Origin of the sequence: Staphylococcus equorum (assembly GCF_001747895.1) — a bacterium.
GTDB lineage: Bacteria > Bacillota > Bacilli > Staphylococcales > Staphylococcaceae > Staphylococcus > Staphylococcus equorum_A.
In genome coordinates this window covers 1-17526 of the sequence record NZ_LNNB01000035.1, presented here as the reverse complement: position 1 = coordinate 17526, position 17526 = coordinate 1, and the positions used below count along the sequence as shown (strand labels likewise).

Below are 17526 nucleotides of genomic sequence, written 5' to 3'. Positions count from 1 at the left end.
ATCCAACTATAGCGCTTTATTATGCTTATATTCTAATAATTTTTTCGTAAAATAAGCAGTTACCATTTTAATCAAATATAAACTAACGATTAATAGTAATATTGAGCCAATCAAGGTCAAAATAACAGTGGTTGTAGATAATTGCACTTCAGGTTTAATAAAGTATTGCACAGATGATAGACTTGTCAAAAAACCAAATAAAAACAAACCTAAGAGCACGATATATGTGATTAAAATACCTATAAGCAATGCAAATAATTGTGTTGATGATACAACTTTCTCTTTAAAGACATATTCCTTTAAAAATTGATTTGAAAATGCAATAGGACGATTAAAATTTTGTCCATCACTAGACTTAGTAACTTTCTCTAATACTTCATTCAATTGATTTTTTTCTTTTTTATTTAAAAACCATAATTGCTTTTTAACTTTTTGTTTAAAGATATCTAGTTTCATAAATGTTTCTCCTTTAGAACTTTCACAGTACACTATACTCATTAAATAATAAATCAATTATCTAAGTTATTCAATTAAATTTTATAATATTTGTATTAACTTTAATTTTATCGATTTTTATTTCATCTAATCTACGATAACTAAGCCCATTAATGCTGCAAATTGTACAGCTTGATTTCTAGAAACTTTGCAACCTAATAAGTCTTCTTTATTAACCACAAATGACTCAAAATAAGATTGGCTCAAATCACAATCTTTTAATGAGGTTTGGTAAATTGATAAATGCTCTAAATTACTATTGTCAAAAACAACCTTTTTCAAATTTGAATTATGAAATTCAGCATTTTCAAAGTTACTTTTTTGTGTCATCAGTGCTTCTATCTTAGAGTCCACAACACTTATAAAATCAGCTTTCACTTCATCAAACACTGTATTTCCAAACCTCATATAGTTAAATAAAGTTCCGGTCATACGACAATTTTTAAATGTCACTCTATGTATGGAACCATGATCCATTTTCGTATTCGAGAAATCGCAATTTTCAAAAATAACATCTGTAAAATCAGCGCGACCTAAATCAGAGTTAGAAAAATCACAATCCTTGATATATGAACCATAAACTACAAATCTTTGTAAAACTTTATTACTTAAATTAGCATTTTGTATTTCCGCAACTTCGACTATATCATCTTCATCTTGAAAAATTTCTTCTAATTCTTTGAGTTCTAAATTTGCGCTGATTTTGGGTTGTTGTATTTTCATAAATCATCTTCCCCTCTATATCATTCATAGTTTAATCGAACAAGTATATATATTTTAAGAACTTCAACAGTATAACAGATATCCTAGCATCCTATACTTATGCTCAATATAAAAGCTGAGACAACTCATTTAGAATGAATTGCCTCAGCTTATTATTATTTGAAATTTAAATTTCTTAATCTTCTATTAAAGAATAGATAATCCTGAACTTTGAATATCTTTAGCAAATCCTTGTACTGTATCAACTGATAATTCGTTAATATCACGGCCAAGGTTGTTATTTACTTTTTTAACAACGTCTGCAGGACATGTAATGATATCTGCGCCAACTTCATCCGCTTGGATTACATTGATTACTTCACGACAGCTTGCCCAAAGTAATTTAACGCCTTTTTTACTATGTGTTACTTCTGCTGCATCTTTCATCATTGGAACTGGATCTACACCAGTATCAGCAATACGACCAGCAAATACTGATACATATGTTGGAACACCTTCTGTTACAGCTTCTGTAATTTCTTTAACTTGATCTAAAGTATAAACAGCAGTTACATTTAAACGTACATTGTCTGCTGATAATTTTTTAATTAGAGAAATAGTTGATTCACCTTTTGTGTTTACGACTGGAATTTTAACAAATACGTTTTCACCATATTGTTTCAAAATTTCAGCTTCTTTTTCCATTGTTTCTAAATCATCTGCGAATACTTCGAATGAAATAGAAGCATCAGGAATTTCACGAACAGCTTCTTCTGCGAAAGCTTTATAATCTGTTACACCTGCTTTTGCCATTAAACTAGGGTTAGTAGTAAAACCATCTACTTGTTTATTTTTGTAAGCTGTTTTCATTTCTTCAATATCTGCACCATCTGCAAACACTTCAACATTTAATTTTGCCATTACTAATTCCTCCTGACTTAAATAAATAATTCAATAAAGAATTATTCTTATAACGGTTATTAACCATACAACTCATTTATACCACCATTAATCACTAAATTCTAATTTTTTGCTTAAATTGTCAAAATCTTTAGAGTAAAAAGAAACATTAAGCTACTTAAAGCTCTATATTGTTATGTTTTACTATAAATCTAAATATATATATATTCTAAATTTACAAATTAGTTAATTTTTTGTAAATCTATGGTATTATTATTTAATGAATTGTACTAGGAGGTAAATATGGCACGTTCAAAACTTTATTTTTATTTATCTAGTTTATTGGTTATTATTAGCTTGTATTTTAATACTAGAAATCCTCTAATTACTATGCATTTTAGTTCAATGATCAAATTAATTTTTGTTTGTAGTATTATTAACGCTATTATTTTAATAATTTCAATTATTTTAGCAGATAAATCAATTAAACACTTACATGAAAATTCTGGATGGGTTAGAAAAGCGAGTAAAATATTACCTTATGTGATATTAGTAGTGCTTATCATCCATATCGTTGCTTCACTATCAACGTTTGGTATTATTTTCTAATTAATGCTACAAAAGTTATAATACTTTTGTAGTTTTTTATTTTTTGTCGAGAGGAAGAATAAAAACAATGCAATACTTATATATTTTTATAGGCGGTGCGATTGGTGCTTTACTAAGATATCTATTAACATTCATCAATCAAACTACTGAATTTCCAGCAGGCACATTTATTGCTAATGTTGTTGGCGCTTTCTTAATGGGACTTATTGGAACGATGACTATAAAGTATTTTAGAAATAATCCATTACTTAAAAAAGGTATAACTACTGGATTTTTAGGCGCACTCACTACCTTTTCTACTTTTCAATTTGAGCTTGTTTCATTTTTAGAACAGCAGACATATTTATTAATGATTCTATACGCTTTAAGTAGTTATATTATAGGTATACTTGTCTGTTATCTTGGTGTGAAAATGGGGGCTCGTATATCATGACACAATTACTGTTAGTTATGTTAGGTGGCGGTCTCGGAGCTGTAATCAGAGGATTTATTACTAACGTTTGTACAAGTAGATTTAATAGTAAGTTACCTATTGCAACGCCAATTGTTAATATATTAGGCAGTTTAATAATTGGTTTATTGATGGGTATGACATTAAATATAGATTGGGTCCATCCCTTTATAGTTGTCGGCGTTCTCGGAGGATTAACGACATTTTCTACTTTATCTTCAGAGTTAGTCAAATTACTAACATCCGAAAAGAATATTTTTAACTTTTTAATTTATTCTTTACTACAATACGGCGTTTCATTTTTATCCTGTTTATTAGGATACATCATGATTTAGCCGATGAATTGTACTTCAGATGCATATAAATACAATAGGTATTAATAACTTCAATCGCCATCCCTATTATAAAATTATTTAAACATACGGTTTCAAAATAAAAATATTTAAAAAGGACCAATCTATTAGTAAAACGAATAGATTGGTCCTTTTTTATTTAAGAAGTGCGTATTTGTAACTCACTCTCTTCTTTTCTTACTAGTGCCCACTATATTCAGATGGATCTGGTCCAATTCTTCTATCTTCGTTGAGTTTATCTAATTTTTCAATTTGTGCTGACGTTAATTGGAAATCAAATACATTTAAATTTTCTTCTATTCTAGAAGGCGTTACTGATTTAGGTATTACTACAACACCATGTTCTATGTTCCAACGAATAATCACTTGGGCTGATGATTTTCCTACTTCAGATGCAACACTTTTTACAGTATCATCTTCTAAAATTTGCGCATTCATGAGTGGCGACCATGATTCCATGTGAATATTTTGTACTTCTAAATATCTGCTTAATGATTCTTGCAATAAATATGGATGGAATTCAACTTGGTTAATCACAGGTTTAATAGAAACTTGGGCTAACAGCGCTTCAAAATGCTCTGTTTTAAAATTACTTACACCAATGTTTTTCACTCTGTCATTTTTGTATAAATCTTCCATACCTTGCCAAGTATCTATCATTAAAGCTTCATCTGTACCTGGCCAATGCATGAGGTACAAGTCTAGGTAATCTAATCCAAGTTTATTTAAACTCGTTTCATAAGCATCTGCAACGTTTTCACGACCATAATCTGCTAACCATAATTTAGATGTGATAAACAAATCACTTCTTTGCTTACCTGTAGCTGCTAAACCTTCTGCGATACCTTCCCCTACTTTTTCTTCGTTTTCATATACCATTGCCGTATCTATATGTGTGTAACCATTTTCTATCGCATGTTTTACTGATGCTTTACATTCGTCACTGTTTTCGACACGAAACGTACCTAAACCAACAATTGGCATTTCATTGCCATTATAAAAAGTTACATGTTCCAAATTAAAATCCCCTTTTCTATTTAGATAACTATTATATTAATCAATTTTCTTTAAATTATAAATTAAAAGGACTTTAATTTACCAAATTATCTCGAATTAATACTTAAAATGCATTGTTCTGGCATTTAAAAATTCAACAAAAAAGATAGATAACCTATATGGCTACCTATCTTTTTTAAAATTAAGTATTTCACATTAATTAAATGTTTCTATTTCATCCATAACACGTTGTAAATCTTCAACATTGTATTGAATTCGACCGTGGAATACAAATTTATTAAAGAACTCATCAAGTTGCTCTGCACCCACTAGCACTTTAGTATTTGAACTTTGTGCATAATTTGAGATTGTTACAGCACCTTCATTTTTAGGATTGAAGTATAAAATAGTAGTTGGTGTGAATTTTAAATTGAGTTCTGTTTGAATATCACCGGCAAGTTTTTCAATTTCATTTAAGTGCGATGTATAATTTACAAACGATAATGATTGCGTATCTTCATTCTGATCTAACACAAGTGTTTGTGGTGTATGCTTATCAAGATCTAAAGTATTAAATACCTGCTCCATCATTGGTTGTTCTTTGAATTGGGCTGCACTAACACCATTATAAACATGCCCTTTCAATAATTGAGAATCTATGATGTATAAACCAGTACGTGTCAGTACTAAATGACTGATACGTTGAACATCGCTAAATTCATTTCTAGGTAAAAATATATTAGCCATAATGTGCATATCTTCAGGACGTATTCTTTTCTCATTTACAAGACGTTCGCGGATACCAATCAATCTCATGTCAGTTACATATTCACTATGGTTCTTAGAAAATAATTTTAAAGCATCAATTTCTCTATCTTTAGAACTAACTGTAGCTGCATATTCTTCCTTTTGCTTCGTTACAGTTTTTTTATTTTCTATTCTTTCTTTTTCCAACTCTTCTTCATGCTCATCGCTTAATTTTTGTTCTCTAGATTTATACTGCTCTTCAGCGTTTTTTTGCGCTTTCTTTTTACTTTTTAAAGCAAGCATAAATAATATCAAACAAATGACTGCTACGATGATTGCCACGATTAAACCAATTTCTATTGGCCCTAATGAATTCATAACAAAAACGCTCCTTTATGTGTTCAGTAACTTAATTATAATAGATAATAGCTCATCATTCGATAGAAAAGTCCAGAAAATTAAATTTTAGTTTTTTATGCTTCTACAGAATCTTTTAATAGGTTTACTTTATCTAATTTTTCCCATGGTAATAAGATATCTGTACGGCCAAAATGACCATAGGCAGCTGTTTGTTTATAGATTGGATGTTTTAAATCTAACATTTTAATAATGCCAGCAGGTCTTAAGTCAAAATGCGTGCGTACCGCTTCTACTAACTCATCTTCACTTACGCTACTTGTTCCAAATGTATCAATAGAAATTGAAACTGGTTCAGCAACACCAATTGCATATGCTAATTGTACTTCACATTTGTCTGCTAATTTAGCCGCTACAATATTTTTAGCTACATAACGTGCAGCATAAGCAGCAGAACGGTCAACTTTTGTTGGGTCCTTACCACTGAAACAGCCGCCACCATGACGTGCATAACCACCATATGTGTCTACAATAATTTTACGACCAGTAAGTCCAGCATCTCCTTGAGGACCACCAATCACAAAACGACCAGTAGGATTAATATAAAACTTAGTATCTTCATCTAATAGATGTTCAGGCACTGTTGGATAAATAACGTGCGCTTTAATGTCATCTTGTATTTGTTGCAATTCAGTATCTTCTGCGTGTTGTGTAGAAACAACGATAGTGTCTATACGTTGCGGCTTATCCTGTTCATCATATTCAACAGTTACTTGCACTTTCCCATCTGGGCGTAAATATTTTAATATTTCATCTTTACGCACATCAGATAATTTCTTAGCAAGTTGATGTGATAAGAAGATTGGTAAAGGCATATACGTATCCGTTTCATTTGTAGCATAACCAAACATTAAGCCTTGGTCACCAGCACCAGTTGCTTCAATTTCTTCTTCTGATGCATCTTCACGATACTCTAATGCTGTGTCAACACCTTGCGCGATGTCAGGAGATTGCTCATCAATTGCAGTTAATACGGCCATGGTTTGACTGTCATACCCATATTTTGCACGTGTGTAACCAATCTCTTTAATTGTTTCTCTTACTACTTTTGGAATATCAACGTAAGTTGTTGTAGATATTTCACCTGAAATTAACGCCATACCAGTAGTTACCGTAGTTTCACAAGCGACCCTTGCATTAGGATCGTCTTTTAAAATCTCATCTAATATTGCATCAGATACTTGATCCGCTATTTTGTCCGGGTGCCCTTCTGTTACAGATTCTGAAGTGAATAATCTTCTATTGTATGTCATAATTTGCTCCTTTAGTTTTAAATTACGAAAATTCTCTCTCTGTTGAGCTCATTAAAAAAGGCCTTCATCACTATATTAAATAGAGAGAAGGCCCTTATACGTCCATTCGCTCTTATCGTTCAGACGATATATGTCTGCAAACGGTTTGGCACCTTTCTTCGTATTAACGAAGAGGTTGCTGGGCTTCATTGGGTCCATGTCCCTCCGCCACTCAGGATAAGAGAATCCGTTAAGTCCTATAGTACCTAATCTATGATATATTGTCAATTTAACAATTATTAATATTTATTTAAAATTTCTAAAATTCCTTTTAATATGATGTGGACTATTAATGCATATGTGTTATACTCTTTAATTGTAAAGGCTTACATTAACTAAATAGCGTTGGAGGGATTAGTATGGCGGTAGATACATACACATACACAAGCAAGATTGAAAGTATATTAGAGAAACCATCATCATTATTTCAACTATCTACAACACAGTTGTATAACAAAATTTTAAATAATGATGAAGGTGCATTGACTGAACTTGGAGCAATTAACGCTAAAACAGGTAAATACACAGGTCGTTCTCCAAAAGATAAGTTTATTGTAAATGAACCATCTTATAGAGATGACATCGATTGGGGAAACATAAATCAACCTATCGAAGAAGAAACGTTCTTAAATTTGTATGATAAAGTTTTAGCCCATTTAAACAAAAAAGATGAACTTTATGTATTTAATGGTTATGCAGGTAGTGATGAAGATTCACAATTAAAACTCACTGTCATTAATGAATTAGCTTGGCATAATTTATTCGCACAAAATATGTTCATTCGCCCAAGTACTAAAGAAGAAGCTAGCGAAATCAAATCAGATTTCACTATTGTTTCAGCACCTTCTTTTAAAGCAGTTCCTGAAGTTGATGGCACAAACTCCGAAACATTTATAATTACCTCTTTCAAACATAAAGTGATATTGATTGGTGGCACTGAATATGCTGGAGAAATGAAAAAAGGAATTTTCTCAGTAATGAACTACTTACTCCCTAAAGATAAAATCATGAGCATGCACTGTTCGGCTAACGTTGGCGATAAAGGTGATGTAGCATTGTTCTTCGGTTTATCCGGCACAGGTAAAACAACACTTTCTGCTGACCCAACACGCAAACTGATTGGTGATGATGAGCATGGTTGGAATGAAAACGGCATTTTCAATATTGAAGGTGGCTGTTATGCTAAAGCAATTAACCTTTCATATAAAAAAGAACCGCAAATTTACGACGCAATTAAATATGGTACTATTTTAGAAAACGTAGTTGTCGATGAAGATGGTGATGTAGACTTCGATGATAACTACTACACTGAAAACACTAGAGCTGCCTATCCAATTGATCATATCGATAATATCGTGACACCATCTAAAGCAGCACATCCGAATACAATTATTTTCTTAACTGCTGATGCTTTTGGTGTATTACCACCTATTTCTAAACTATCTAAAGATCAAGCGATGTACCATTTCCTTAGTGGTTTCACAGCTAAATTAGCTGGTACAGAACGTGGTGTCACAGAGCCAGAACCATCATTTTCAACTTGTTTCGGTTCACCATTCTTACCTCTCAACGCAAAAGTATATGCAGACTTATTAGGAAATTTAATTGATAAACATGGTGTAGATGTTTATCTAGTTAATACAGGTTGGACTGGTGGCCAATATGGGCTCGGACGTCGCATTAGCCTTAACTATACAAGACAAATGGTAAACCAAGCTATTACTGGGCAATTAAGTGAAATTGAATATATGAAAGATGATATGTTTGGATTAGATATCCCAGTAGAAATTGAAGGTGTACCACAGACATTATTAAACCCTATTAATGCTTGGAGTAAGCCAGAAGCATATAGAGAGCAAGCCCAAGATTTAATTAACCGTTTTAAACATAATTTCGAAAAATTCGGTACAGAAGTAGAAGATTTAGCTAACAATGGCGGTTTCAAATAAGTTAAATAAATAAAAAAGGCATGAACTACGAAAGAATTGTAGTTCATGTCTTTTATTTCTCATTATAATTTTGTTTAATATGCTGAGCTTCAACATCTTTCATCCATTGTTTGATGGTCGACAATGTAGATTTTAATGCAAAAGGTCTAGGAATATGCCCTTCTTTCATTTGATAAAATGTGCGATAAGTCATACCTATACGATTTAATTGTTCCGCTAAATAATGCGCTTGATGAATACCAACTTGATGATCTTTTCCACCGTGTACTATTAAAATTGGTGGGCTATCCTCAGTAATTTGAGAAACTGCATCTCGTTGCCTATACGCTTCAGCGTTCTTTTTAGGATGACCAATCATACGTTTAAGCATTCCTCTTAAGTCTACACGCTCTTCATACATTAAATATATATCAGAGACGCCACCCCAAATTATATAACTAGATATTGGTAAATCTTGAAATGTTAATAATCCTTGTAGACCACCTCTAGAAAATCCAACCATATGAATATGTACCTCTGGATACATATGGTTTAACATTCTAATAGCAACAGTAACGTCGTTTAAATCCTCACCGTAAAATGCATCTTTTCCTTCACTGCCATTATTCCCTCGATAATATGGACCGAAAACTAATGTATGATCGTCTGCAAATTGCATTAAACGTCCTGTACGTACCATACCTACTTGCCCTTTTCCACCTCGTAAATAAATTACAATTCTTTCAACATTAGCTTTAGGTGCCATTAAGAGGCCACGCACTTTTAACGCATCGACACGATATGTGACTTCTTCAAAAAAATGTGTTGATGATTCAACTGGCATACGTTTTCTATGAATAAAATCCAAGCTCCATCACTCTCTCTAAACATTGTAAAATTGCTGCATCTTTCAATAAATAGCTTTTACGTTCTTCTGGAATATCATAAACATTATTATAAAATAAAGGTCCATTTGTTTCTAAATAGTCGTTTTGTTGCGCTACATCCTTAACGACAACCATAAATACATCTTTAGTAAAGCTTAATCCATTTTGTCTTTCTACACGATATTGCGCAATATAATTACACTTTTTTATCGTTGCACCTGTTTCTTCAAATAATTCTCTAGCTGCTGCTACTTCACTGGATTCTCCTATTTCTTTTTTGCCACCAGGAAACTCTATACCTCTCAATTTATGATTGGTAAACAGCAACTGTCCTTGAAATATAGGTATGATCAGGACATGGTTACCATCAGCATGATTTTCGTCATTTTTATATGATAAAAACACATCATCATTTTCGCTATCTTTAAACTTCACGTTCATCCTTCTCCCTTTAATTATGTTAAACTATCTATGCTAAGTTATTTGTTGGAGGCAAAATTATAATGAAAACATTGTTCCTAGGACTTATACGTATTTATCAACGTTTCATTTCGCCAATGACACCTGCTACATGTCGCTTCTATCCTACTTGCTCTGAATATACGAGAGAAGCGATACAAGTCTATGGTGCATTTAAAGGTACGTGGTTAGGTGTTAAAAGAATTTCGAAATGCCATCCACTTCATAAAGGTGGCTTTGACCCAGTACCATTAAAGAAAAAAGAAAAGAAAAAAGATTAATAAACGCGCTTTAATTGTGCTGTATTAACAACGGGAGGTTCAAAATATATTGAATCTCCTTTTAATATGCCTGCATTATTTACTATATCATTTTTAAAATAATAACCTTCTGGTGTGATATCGCTTGGATAGTCAGCAAATTGAGCTAACAATGCGGTGAAATATCTACTCAATCCATATTCATACATACCACCGATAACAATTTTGATATCTTTTGCTTTTAATACGTTAATGATTTCTAATACTTTATCTACGCCACCCAATCTAAATGGTTTCAACACAACTACATCAATAGGATTATTAGCAATGATTTCCATAATTTGATCTTGAGATAATGCTTTTTCATCAATTGCAATCGGTGGTAGTTCAGACTTAGTAAAAGCCTCTAGTTTATCTAACGATTTAAAAGGTTCTTCGATATAGAGTAATGATTTATTAGCCAGTTGTTTTAACTTGTGCGACTCATTATCTTGAATAGATTCATTCGCATCTATTGCGATATCCGGTTGAAAATCTAATTGTTTTAACATTTCAATATTTTGTAGTATATGCTGTGACCATTTTATTTTAACACGTTGTGGTTGGGTATCTACAAGTTGCTTTAAATTCCCTTCAGTCAAACCACTGACTGTTGCGCCATAAGGAACATTAAATGAATGCATTTCATAAAACATTTGATAAAAAGCCATTACTAGCATGCTTCTTGTAGCTGGATATGCCATCAAACAACCTAATGTTGCTTGTGCCTCTCCAAAATGATTAAACGTTTCATTTTGGTATTGTTTAATCCATTTCTCAGTTTGGCAGCGTACAACTTCTATCGTTTCTGGTGAGTACCAATCCGTCTCAAAAGCATTACATTCTCCAAAATAATGTTGATTCGTATCAGTAATTAATTCAATAATTAATACCTTCCGACAACTCAATTTAATTTTCGGCGTCACAATAGCATGTTTAAAACTAGCATTATATTCGTATAATTTCACTGCTTGTAATTTCATATCCACCTCGAATTTAAAGTTTCAAACGGTTTCTCTGTAGCTTTCCTGTTGATGTATAGGGTAATGATTCAACACGTACAAATTGCTTAGGTATTTTATATTTTGCTAAATTTTGTTTGAAATGTTCTAATAATTGCGCCTCAGATATTGTTATATTCGTAACGTAATATAAAGATGGGACTTCCCCCCAAGTAGCATCTTCTATGCCGACACACATCGCATCTTCTATGCCAAAATAATTCTTAGCAACTGACTCGATTTGATAAGGATAGATATTTTCTCCACCACTGATTATTAAATCTTTTCTGCGATCATAAACCATGACATAACCTTCGTCATCTATTTCTGCAATGTCACCAGTATTAAAATAGCCTGCTTCAAAAGTATCTTGCTTATTTTCAGGATATAGATAACCTTGCATAACGTTATCTCCTTTGATTAACAATTCACCATGACCTTGCGTATTTGGAGCTTTAATTTTTACATCAACATTTTCACTCGGTTTACCTACTGTATCATAACGATGTGCTAACATCTCTGGTGAGGCAGTTAAAAACTGTGAACACGTTTCTGTCATACCGAAGGAATTATATATTGGCAATCTACTTTGAAGTGCTTGATCAATCAAAGCACTAGAGAGTTTCGCACCACCAAGTAATATCTTTTGAACATGATAAGGTTGATTAAACCCTTCATCCATTAACCATTTTAATGTTTGTGGTACGAGTGACACATGTGTAGGTAATTCTTCTTTTATAATATTTAACATAGCTACAGAATTAAATTTAGATGCTATACGAACTGTAAAGCCTTCAATTAATGCTCTTAATACTACGCTTAATCCTGAAATATGATAAATAGGCAATACCGATAACCATTTAGTATTCTGATCAAACCCAAGGCTTTCTTTACAACCACTTGCACTTGCATAATGATTGCTAAATGTCTGTGGCACAGCTTTTTGAGGTCCCGTTGTCCCTGATGTAAACATAATCGATGCAATACGTTCTATTGAAAATGATGCTTCAAATTGCTTATCATCCAAATTAGTCCATAAGTTTTCAAAATTAACTATATGAATACCTTCTAATTGTATTGGCTCACGTGCTATCACAGTATCAACCTCAATTGATGCCATTTGTGCAAGCATTTCCTTCTTAGTCAGCCTTGTATTTAACATAGCAATTTCAATTCCAGCTAGCCACGCTGCATTAATTAAAATGACAGATGCTATCGAATTATCGATATATAATCCAATTCTTGGCTTATCTAATTGTTTTAATTGATATGCTAATCTCGAAGCATATTGATAGGTCTTATTAAATGAAATTTGCTTTGTGCCATCATCTATAAACACCTTTTCACCATTTAGTTCTGCTTGTTTTTTCAACCAAAATTCCACGCCTACATTCCTCCATCTCATATTATATTATAACGCTTTTATTATTATTTAACATGGTCCAAATCTTCACTTTAATGTTATGACCACGCAAAGGTTTTATAAGTTAAATTTTTAGTCACACATTCTATTTTTTAAAGTTTGTTTTTATTTCAAATAGCTTTTGAATTTTCATACATAGGTTTTTTTACATTTACCGTTATATTTTTCACACTTTACTAAACTTTATTCCATCTCATATTTAACTTTGCTATTTTAGTTTAAAGGAGTGATTTCTTATGAAAAAGATTAGTGTCATTATGCCTACATATAATAATGGAAAAATGATTTCTCGTACTATCGATTCAATTCTAAATCAAACTATGAGTCATAAAGATTTTGAATTAATAATTATAGATGATCATTCAAACGATATTGAAACCATTGAAACTATTAAAGCATATTGGGTTAATTATAAGCATTTAATAAAATTTAAAAGATTAAATAAAAATACAGGAAGCGCAAGTGCTCCAAGAAACAAAGGCATAAGCATGAGTAATTCGGAGTACATTTTCTTTTTAGATTCTGATGATTACTTGCATGAAAGAGCGTTAGAGGACCTTTACATATATGGGAAAGAAAATAATAGTGATTTAATTATTGGTAAGTATGGTGTGGAAGGAAAAGGTAGAGGTGTTCCGAAAGCAGTGTTTGAAAATGGTAATGTGCCAAGAGCAGATATTATAGAAAACAGTTTATTTTATGCATTATCAGTTTTAAAGATGTTTAAAAGTAATATTATACATAAAAATAAAATTCGTTTTAAAACAAATGCTAAAACTGCAGAGGATCAACTTTTCACTATAGAATTCCTAATGAATTCAAAAAATTATTCTATTAAAACTGATTATGAATACTACATTGTTGTGAATGATTTCTCGAAAAAAAATCATCTATCTACTAAGAAAAGCACACCGAAACAATATTTTTCTACTATAAGTAATATCTATAACGCTATATATTGCAGTAAAGTATACAAAAAGCGAGTGCTCCGTGACAAACTTGCAGCGAAGTATACGACAAGACTATTTAGACATGGACAGAACAAGCATTTTTCAATTAGTAAAATGAGTTATAGAGAGAAAAAAGAATGGCTTAACTATTTATCAAAAACTATAAATGAAGTTCCCAGAACCGCAGATACATATGTAACACCTATATTTAATTTAAAATTAGAGGCTATACGACAAAATAACCTATTAGCTGTGATGACTGCAGATAAAATATTAAAAGGTGGTTAAAGATATAATTGGAAAACTTTAATTATGAAAATAGATATTACTTAGCATTGAATCAAGAAGATTTAAAACTAAACAAAGAAAAAATTGAATGGATATTCACCAATTATGAGCAAATTACATTTTCAGTTAAATGGAACAAAAATAAAACACCAATATTAATGATGAATGGGTATAAAATAGCAAGTATTAGCAATTTAAAAAGTCATATAAACATTCATGATTTAAAAGGAGAATTTAATTTTAATAATACCCCTCTTCTCCGTGTATCTTGTAGATTTTAAATTTCTTTTATACTAATGGAGGATTTATATGAAAAAATTAGCAAATTTCATAATAAAATTTATAATAATTTTATTACTTATTCTCGCATTACAAAACCATTTAGTCACTGATAATCAAATAGAAGCTTCGTTACAACCTACTATAAGTACTACGTATAATATTACTGAACCTACAAATTCTATCTATCTTCCTACACCTGTAGATTATGAAATTCCTCAAGAGAATCTCCAATCAATTGAAGATTCTCAAGGCGAATCGTTTGATAGAATATTAGGTAAAGATAATCGTTCTATCGTTAAAAATTATACAAAAGCACCTTATAAAACAGTCGTTCTTTTAAACATGTCTTTTAACAATAATGTATATATTGGTTCAGGAGTTATGATTTCTCCTGATACAGTCCTTACTGCTGCTCACAATATTTATGAATCAGATTTAGGCGGTTGGGCAGATAACGTCACTGTATATGCTGGAGCTAATTCCCATAAAGCTACAATTGGCAAGTCAAAAGCAGATAAAAAATACGTGCTTCCCGAATGGATTAAATCAAAATCCAAAGAACATGATTTGGCAATTATAAAATTAAATTCTCAACTTGGTTTTAAAACAGGTACATTAGGTATAACTGACCAAATGCAAATCAATGAGCATTTAGAGACAGCTGGTTATCCAGCTGATAAAGGGGGAACCACACAATATAAAGTTACAGGATTGCTAAAAAGACTAACAGACACTAATATTTTTTACGATATGGACACTTACGGAGGCCAAAGTGGCAGTGCAGTTTGGAATAGAAACAAAAAGATTGTCGGAGTTCATGCATATGGTGCTACCCCTTTAAATTTCGGCACAAAAATCACAAATGATAATTTAAAATTAATAATTAATTGGGGATCTACCCCTGTTGGCTATAAATATGACAAAGATGTTACTATATCAAAAGAAAAAATTGTATTATGGAGTGACTTTCTATTTTCCAAAAAAATCTCATTAAAGAACATTAAATTAGGTAATGTCTATAAAGCAAAATATTTTTTCAAACACAATAATGGACATACATATTTATCGCTATACGATAATAAAAATAAATGGATTGGGTATTTTAATAAAAGAGATGTTACTGACTTAACACCAACTTACTTTAATAAAAAAGTAAAAGTTTCAGAAAAAAACTTTCCTATATGGAACAACCTTTATTTTGATAGTCAAAACAATATAAGTACACATTATTATAATCAAACATTCACCGCTAAGTATATTTATACTTTAGGTAATAAAAAACAGTATTATTCTATATATGACTCTAAAAATAGATGGATTGGCTATATCGATGTCAATGCTACAAAACAATAAATATTATTTGTGAAATCACTTACTAATGTATTACGCATTAATCTAATATCAATTTTCAAAATGACCACCTATTCATATAAGTGGCTTATTTTTGTATACTTGTACCAATTTCAAAATAGAAAATATGTTTAATTTATCATTTTTAGTTATTCATACTCAAAAACATAAATTTTTCCACGCTAAAATCTCTCAAAAACTATTTTTTCTTTTATTTTATAGTTTAAAAGTATTATTAATGGGTATATACTAGTTAATGAATCATTTACAAGGAGAGATAAAAATGAAATTAAAATTGGTGACTGCGGTTGCACTATCAGGTATTTTGCTTACAGCATGTGGTAATGGAGATTCAGAGAGCGATACTAAATCTGAGGATTCTAGTAATAAAGATACAGATAAACAAGTTATTGCTTTAGATAAAATCAAAACAAGCCCTGAAGATGCTATTAAAAAAGCACAAGATGAATATAGCGGACAAGACTTAAAAGGCATCTCTTATGAAAAGAGTAATGGTGAATGGGCTTATAAAATAGAGCAACAAAAAAATGGTGAAGAATCAGAAGTTATCATTTCTGATAAAAACAAAGAAGTTTTAAATAAAAATACTGAAAATGAAGATTCAGTAAATGAAAATGAAGCCTTTAAATATAGTGATGCCATCGATTATAAAGATGCTATCAAAAAAGGACAAGAAGAATTTGATGGCGACATCAAAGAATGGTCCCTATCTGAAGATGATGGCAAACTCGTTTACGATTTAGACCTAAAAGATGATAGTACTAAGCACGAAATCACAATAGATGCTAAAAGTGGCGATGTACTAAACAATGAACAAGATGATTAAAACGCACTAAATAATAAAGGAGAATCAATATTAAATTATTGATTCTCCTTTATTATTTCTATAAATTTATGACTTACACGATATGTTTATTCCCCATAGAAATAGATAATCTATTCCACATATTAATTTGATTAATGATTAATATTAAGTCTGTGTACTCCTCTTCTGTATACACTTTACGAACTTCGTTAAATAGTTCCTCTGTAACGCCATTTACAGTAATATTTGTCACTGCTTCTGCAAGTTTAAAAGCTAGTTTATCTTTTACAGAATATATATTTGTTTCATGCCATGCGTTTAATAAATAAATTTCTTCTTCTGATACTTTCATTTTTCTAGCATCTGCAGTATGCATACCAATACAAAAAGCGCAGCCGTTTATTTGAGAGACGCGTATTTTAATCAACTCTTGTAACTTTCTATTAATAGATGTTTTCTTTAATTGTTTTTCCAAATCCATAATTAATGCCATTTCTTCCCTAGCAATTTCATAATAATCTATTCTATTTTCCAAGTATGAGCCCCCTGTAATTATGATTTTCAAGCTTTCTAATTTCTAATTCAGTATAGTTTTTAAATATAAAAATCACAATTTCTTTGTTTAGCACCCATCTTTTAATAGTTAGACGAAATAAAAAACCCCCACTACATCAACATTCTAAGGAATGATGAGTAATGAGGGTAATCATAATCAAATAGCGGAGAGTGAGGGATTCGAACCCTCGAGACGCTTGTGACGTCTACACACTTTCCAGGCGTGCTCCTTCGGCCAACTCGGACAACTCTCCAATAGAATATAAAAAAACAGAAGCGATATTTCACTTCTGTTTGTATGACCCCGACGGGACTC

General features: G+C 31.4%; 20 protein-coding genes, 1 tRNA gene and 1 riboswitch. Of the genes, 9 read left to right on the top strand and 12 right to left on the bottom strand.

Annotated features, from left to right (window positions below; all coding sequences use genetic code 11):
• Window positions 1–6 precede the first annotated feature (6 nt).
• From AST02_RS13360 to AST02_RS13350, 3 genes are all read right to left on the bottom strand, one after another.
• Window positions 7–456 (bottom strand): hypothetical protein, encoded by a 450-nt coding sequence (locus AST02_RS13360; RefSeq protein WP_046465620.1) that lies wholly within the window; start codon window positions 454–456, stop codon window positions 7–9.
• Between the two features lie 126 nt (window positions 457–582).
• Entirely contained in the window at window positions 583–1218 is a 636-nt protein-coding gene (locus AST02_RS13355) for a pentapeptide repeat-containing protein (protein WP_069818194.1), read from the bottom strand.
• 186 nt (window positions 1219–1404) lie between these two features.
• Window positions 1405–2118 (bottom strand): transaldolase, encoded by a 714-nt coding sequence (locus AST02_RS13350; protein ID WP_069818193.1) that lies wholly within the window; start codon window positions 2116–2118, stop codon window positions 1405–1407.
• A 282-nt stretch (window positions 2119–2400) separates the two neighbouring features.
• Between AST02_RS13350 and AST02_RS13345 the strand changes: the two genes are divergently transcribed.
• The 3 genes from AST02_RS13345 to AST02_RS13335 all read left to right on the top strand — a co-directional run bounded on the left by AST02_RS13345 (window position 2401) and on the right by AST02_RS13335 (window position 3492).
• Window positions 2401–2706 carry a hypothetical protein gene (locus tag AST02_RS13345; protein WP_002507278.1) on the top strand — a complete coding sequence of 102 codons (306 nt, stop codon included), beginning with the start codon at window positions 2401–2403 and terminating at the stop codon, window positions 2704–2706.
• Between the two features lie 67 nt (window positions 2707–2773).
• Window positions 2774–3139: a fluoride efflux transporter CrcB gene (gene crcB / locus AST02_RS13340; RefSeq protein WP_069818192.1), complete on the top strand. Its 366-nt coding sequence runs from the start codon at window positions 2774–2776 to the stop codon at window positions 3137–3139.
• Window positions 3136–3492, top strand: coding sequence for a fluoride efflux transporter FluC (locus tag AST02_RS13335; RefSeq protein ID WP_069818191.1), 357 nt, complete (start codon window positions 3136–3138; stop codon window positions 3490–3492). The genes crcB and AST02_RS13335 overlap by 4 nt, the downstream gene beginning before the upstream one ends.
• A gap of 198 nt (window positions 3493–3690) precedes the next feature.
• Here AST02_RS13335 and AST02_RS13330 read toward each other — a convergent pair whose 3' ends face one another.
• The 3 genes from AST02_RS13330 to metK form a co-directional block, all read right to left on the bottom strand.
• Window positions 3691–4527, bottom strand: a complete 837-nt coding sequence (locus tag AST02_RS13330) for an aldo/keto reductase (RefSeq protein WP_069818190.1) — start codon at window positions 4525–4527, stop codon at window positions 3691–3693.
• 195 nt (window positions 4528–4722) lie between these two features.
• A complete protein-coding gene (locus AST02_RS13325) occupies window positions 4723–5631 on the bottom strand; it encodes a nuclease-related domain-containing protein (protein WP_069818189.1) in 909 nt (302 codons plus the stop codon).
• Window positions 5632–5726: 95 nt separating this feature from the next.
• Window positions 5727–6923, bottom strand: coding sequence for a methionine adenosyltransferase (metK, locus tag AST02_RS13320; protein ID WP_046465627.1), 1197 nt, complete (start codon window positions 6921–6923; stop codon window positions 5727–5729).
• A 109-nt stretch (window positions 6924–7032) separates the two neighbouring features.
• Window positions 7033–7146, bottom strand: a riboswitch (SAM riboswitch).
• 175 nt (window positions 7147–7321) lie between these two features.
• Here metK and pckA point away from each other — a divergent pair.
• Window positions 7322–8911 (top strand): phosphoenolpyruvate carboxykinase (ATP), encoded by a 1590-nt coding sequence (gene pckA, locus AST02_RS13315; RefSeq protein WP_046465628.1) that lies wholly within the window; start codon window positions 7322–7324, stop codon window positions 8909–8911.
• Between the two features lie 52 nt (window positions 8912–8963).
• Here pckA and AST02_RS13310 read toward each other — a convergent pair whose 3' ends face one another.
• Window positions 8964–9758: an alpha/beta hydrolase family protein gene (locus AST02_RS13310; RefSeq protein ID WP_176721560.1), complete on the bottom strand. Its 795-nt coding sequence runs from the start codon at window positions 9756–9758 to the stop codon at window positions 8964–8966.
• A complete protein-coding gene (gene ytkD, locus AST02_RS13305; RefSeq protein ID WP_069818188.1) occupies window positions 9742–10218 on the bottom strand; it encodes an RNA deprotection pyrophosphohydrolase in 477 nt (158 codons plus the stop codon). The genes AST02_RS13310 and ytkD overlap by 17 nt, the downstream gene beginning before the upstream one ends.
• A 62-nt stretch (window positions 10219–10280) precedes the next feature.
• On the opposite strand from ytkD, the gene yidD reads away from it, so the two are divergent.
• On the top strand, window positions 10281–10517 hold the full coding sequence (yidD, locus tag AST02_RS13300) for a membrane protein insertion efficiency factor YidD (protein ID WP_002507269.1): 237 nt from the start codon (window positions 10281–10283) through the stop codon (window positions 10515–10517).
• On the opposite strand, the gene menC is transcribed toward yidD, so the two are convergent.
• Window positions 10514–11518: an o-succinylbenzoate synthase gene (menC, locus tag AST02_RS13295; protein WP_069818187.1), complete on the bottom strand. Its 1005-nt coding sequence runs from the start codon at window positions 11516–11518 to the stop codon at window positions 10514–10516. The genes yidD and menC overlap by 4 nt on opposite strands.
• A 13-nt stretch (window positions 11519–11531) precedes the next feature.
• The gene (menE, locus tag AST02_RS13290) at window positions 11532–12920 is read right to left on the bottom strand and encodes an o-succinylbenzoate--CoA ligase (RefSeq protein ID WP_069818186.1); all 1389 of its coding nucleotides are present in this window, start codon (window positions 12918–12920) and stop codon (window positions 11532–11534) included.
• 275 nt (window positions 12921–13195) lie between these two features.
• Between menE and AST02_RS13285 the strand changes: the two genes are divergently transcribed.
• The 4 genes from AST02_RS13285 (at window position 13196) to AST02_RS13270 (ending at window position 16676) form a co-directional block, all read left to right on the top strand.
• Window positions 13196–14197: a glycosyltransferase family 2 protein gene (locus AST02_RS13285; RefSeq protein WP_069818185.1), complete on the top strand. Its 1002-nt coding sequence runs from the start codon at window positions 13196–13198 to the stop codon at window positions 14195–14197.
• 8 nt (window positions 14198–14205) lie between these two features.
• On the top strand, window positions 14206–14478 hold the full coding sequence (locus AST02_RS13280) for a hypothetical protein (RefSeq protein WP_069818184.1): 273 nt from the start codon (window positions 14206–14208) through the stop codon (window positions 14476–14478).
• Window positions 14479–14506: 28 nt separating this feature from the next.
• Entirely contained in the window at window positions 14507–15832 is a 1326-nt protein-coding gene (locus AST02_RS13275; protein WP_069818183.1) for a trypsin-like serine peptidase, read from the top strand.
• Window positions 15833–16112: 280 nt separating this feature from the next.
• Window positions 16113–16676: a PepSY domain-containing protein gene (locus AST02_RS13270; RefSeq protein ID WP_046465634.1), complete on the top strand. Its 564-nt coding sequence runs from the start codon at window positions 16113–16115 to the stop codon at window positions 16674–16676.
• 73 nt (window positions 16677–16749) lie between these two features.
• On the opposite strand, the gene AST02_RS13265 is transcribed toward AST02_RS13270, so the two are convergent.
• Both AST02_RS13265 and AST02_RS13260 read right to left on the bottom strand, forming a co-directional pair.
• Window positions 16750–17190 (bottom strand): carboxymuconolactone decarboxylase family protein, encoded by a 441-nt coding sequence (locus tag AST02_RS13265; RefSeq protein WP_069818182.1) that lies wholly within the window; start codon window positions 17188–17190, stop codon window positions 16750–16752.
• Window positions 17191–17375: 185 nt separating this feature from the next.
• A tRNA-Ser gene (locus tag AST02_RS13260) sits at window positions 17376–17464 on the bottom strand.
• Window positions 17465–17526 lie beyond the last annotated feature (62 nt).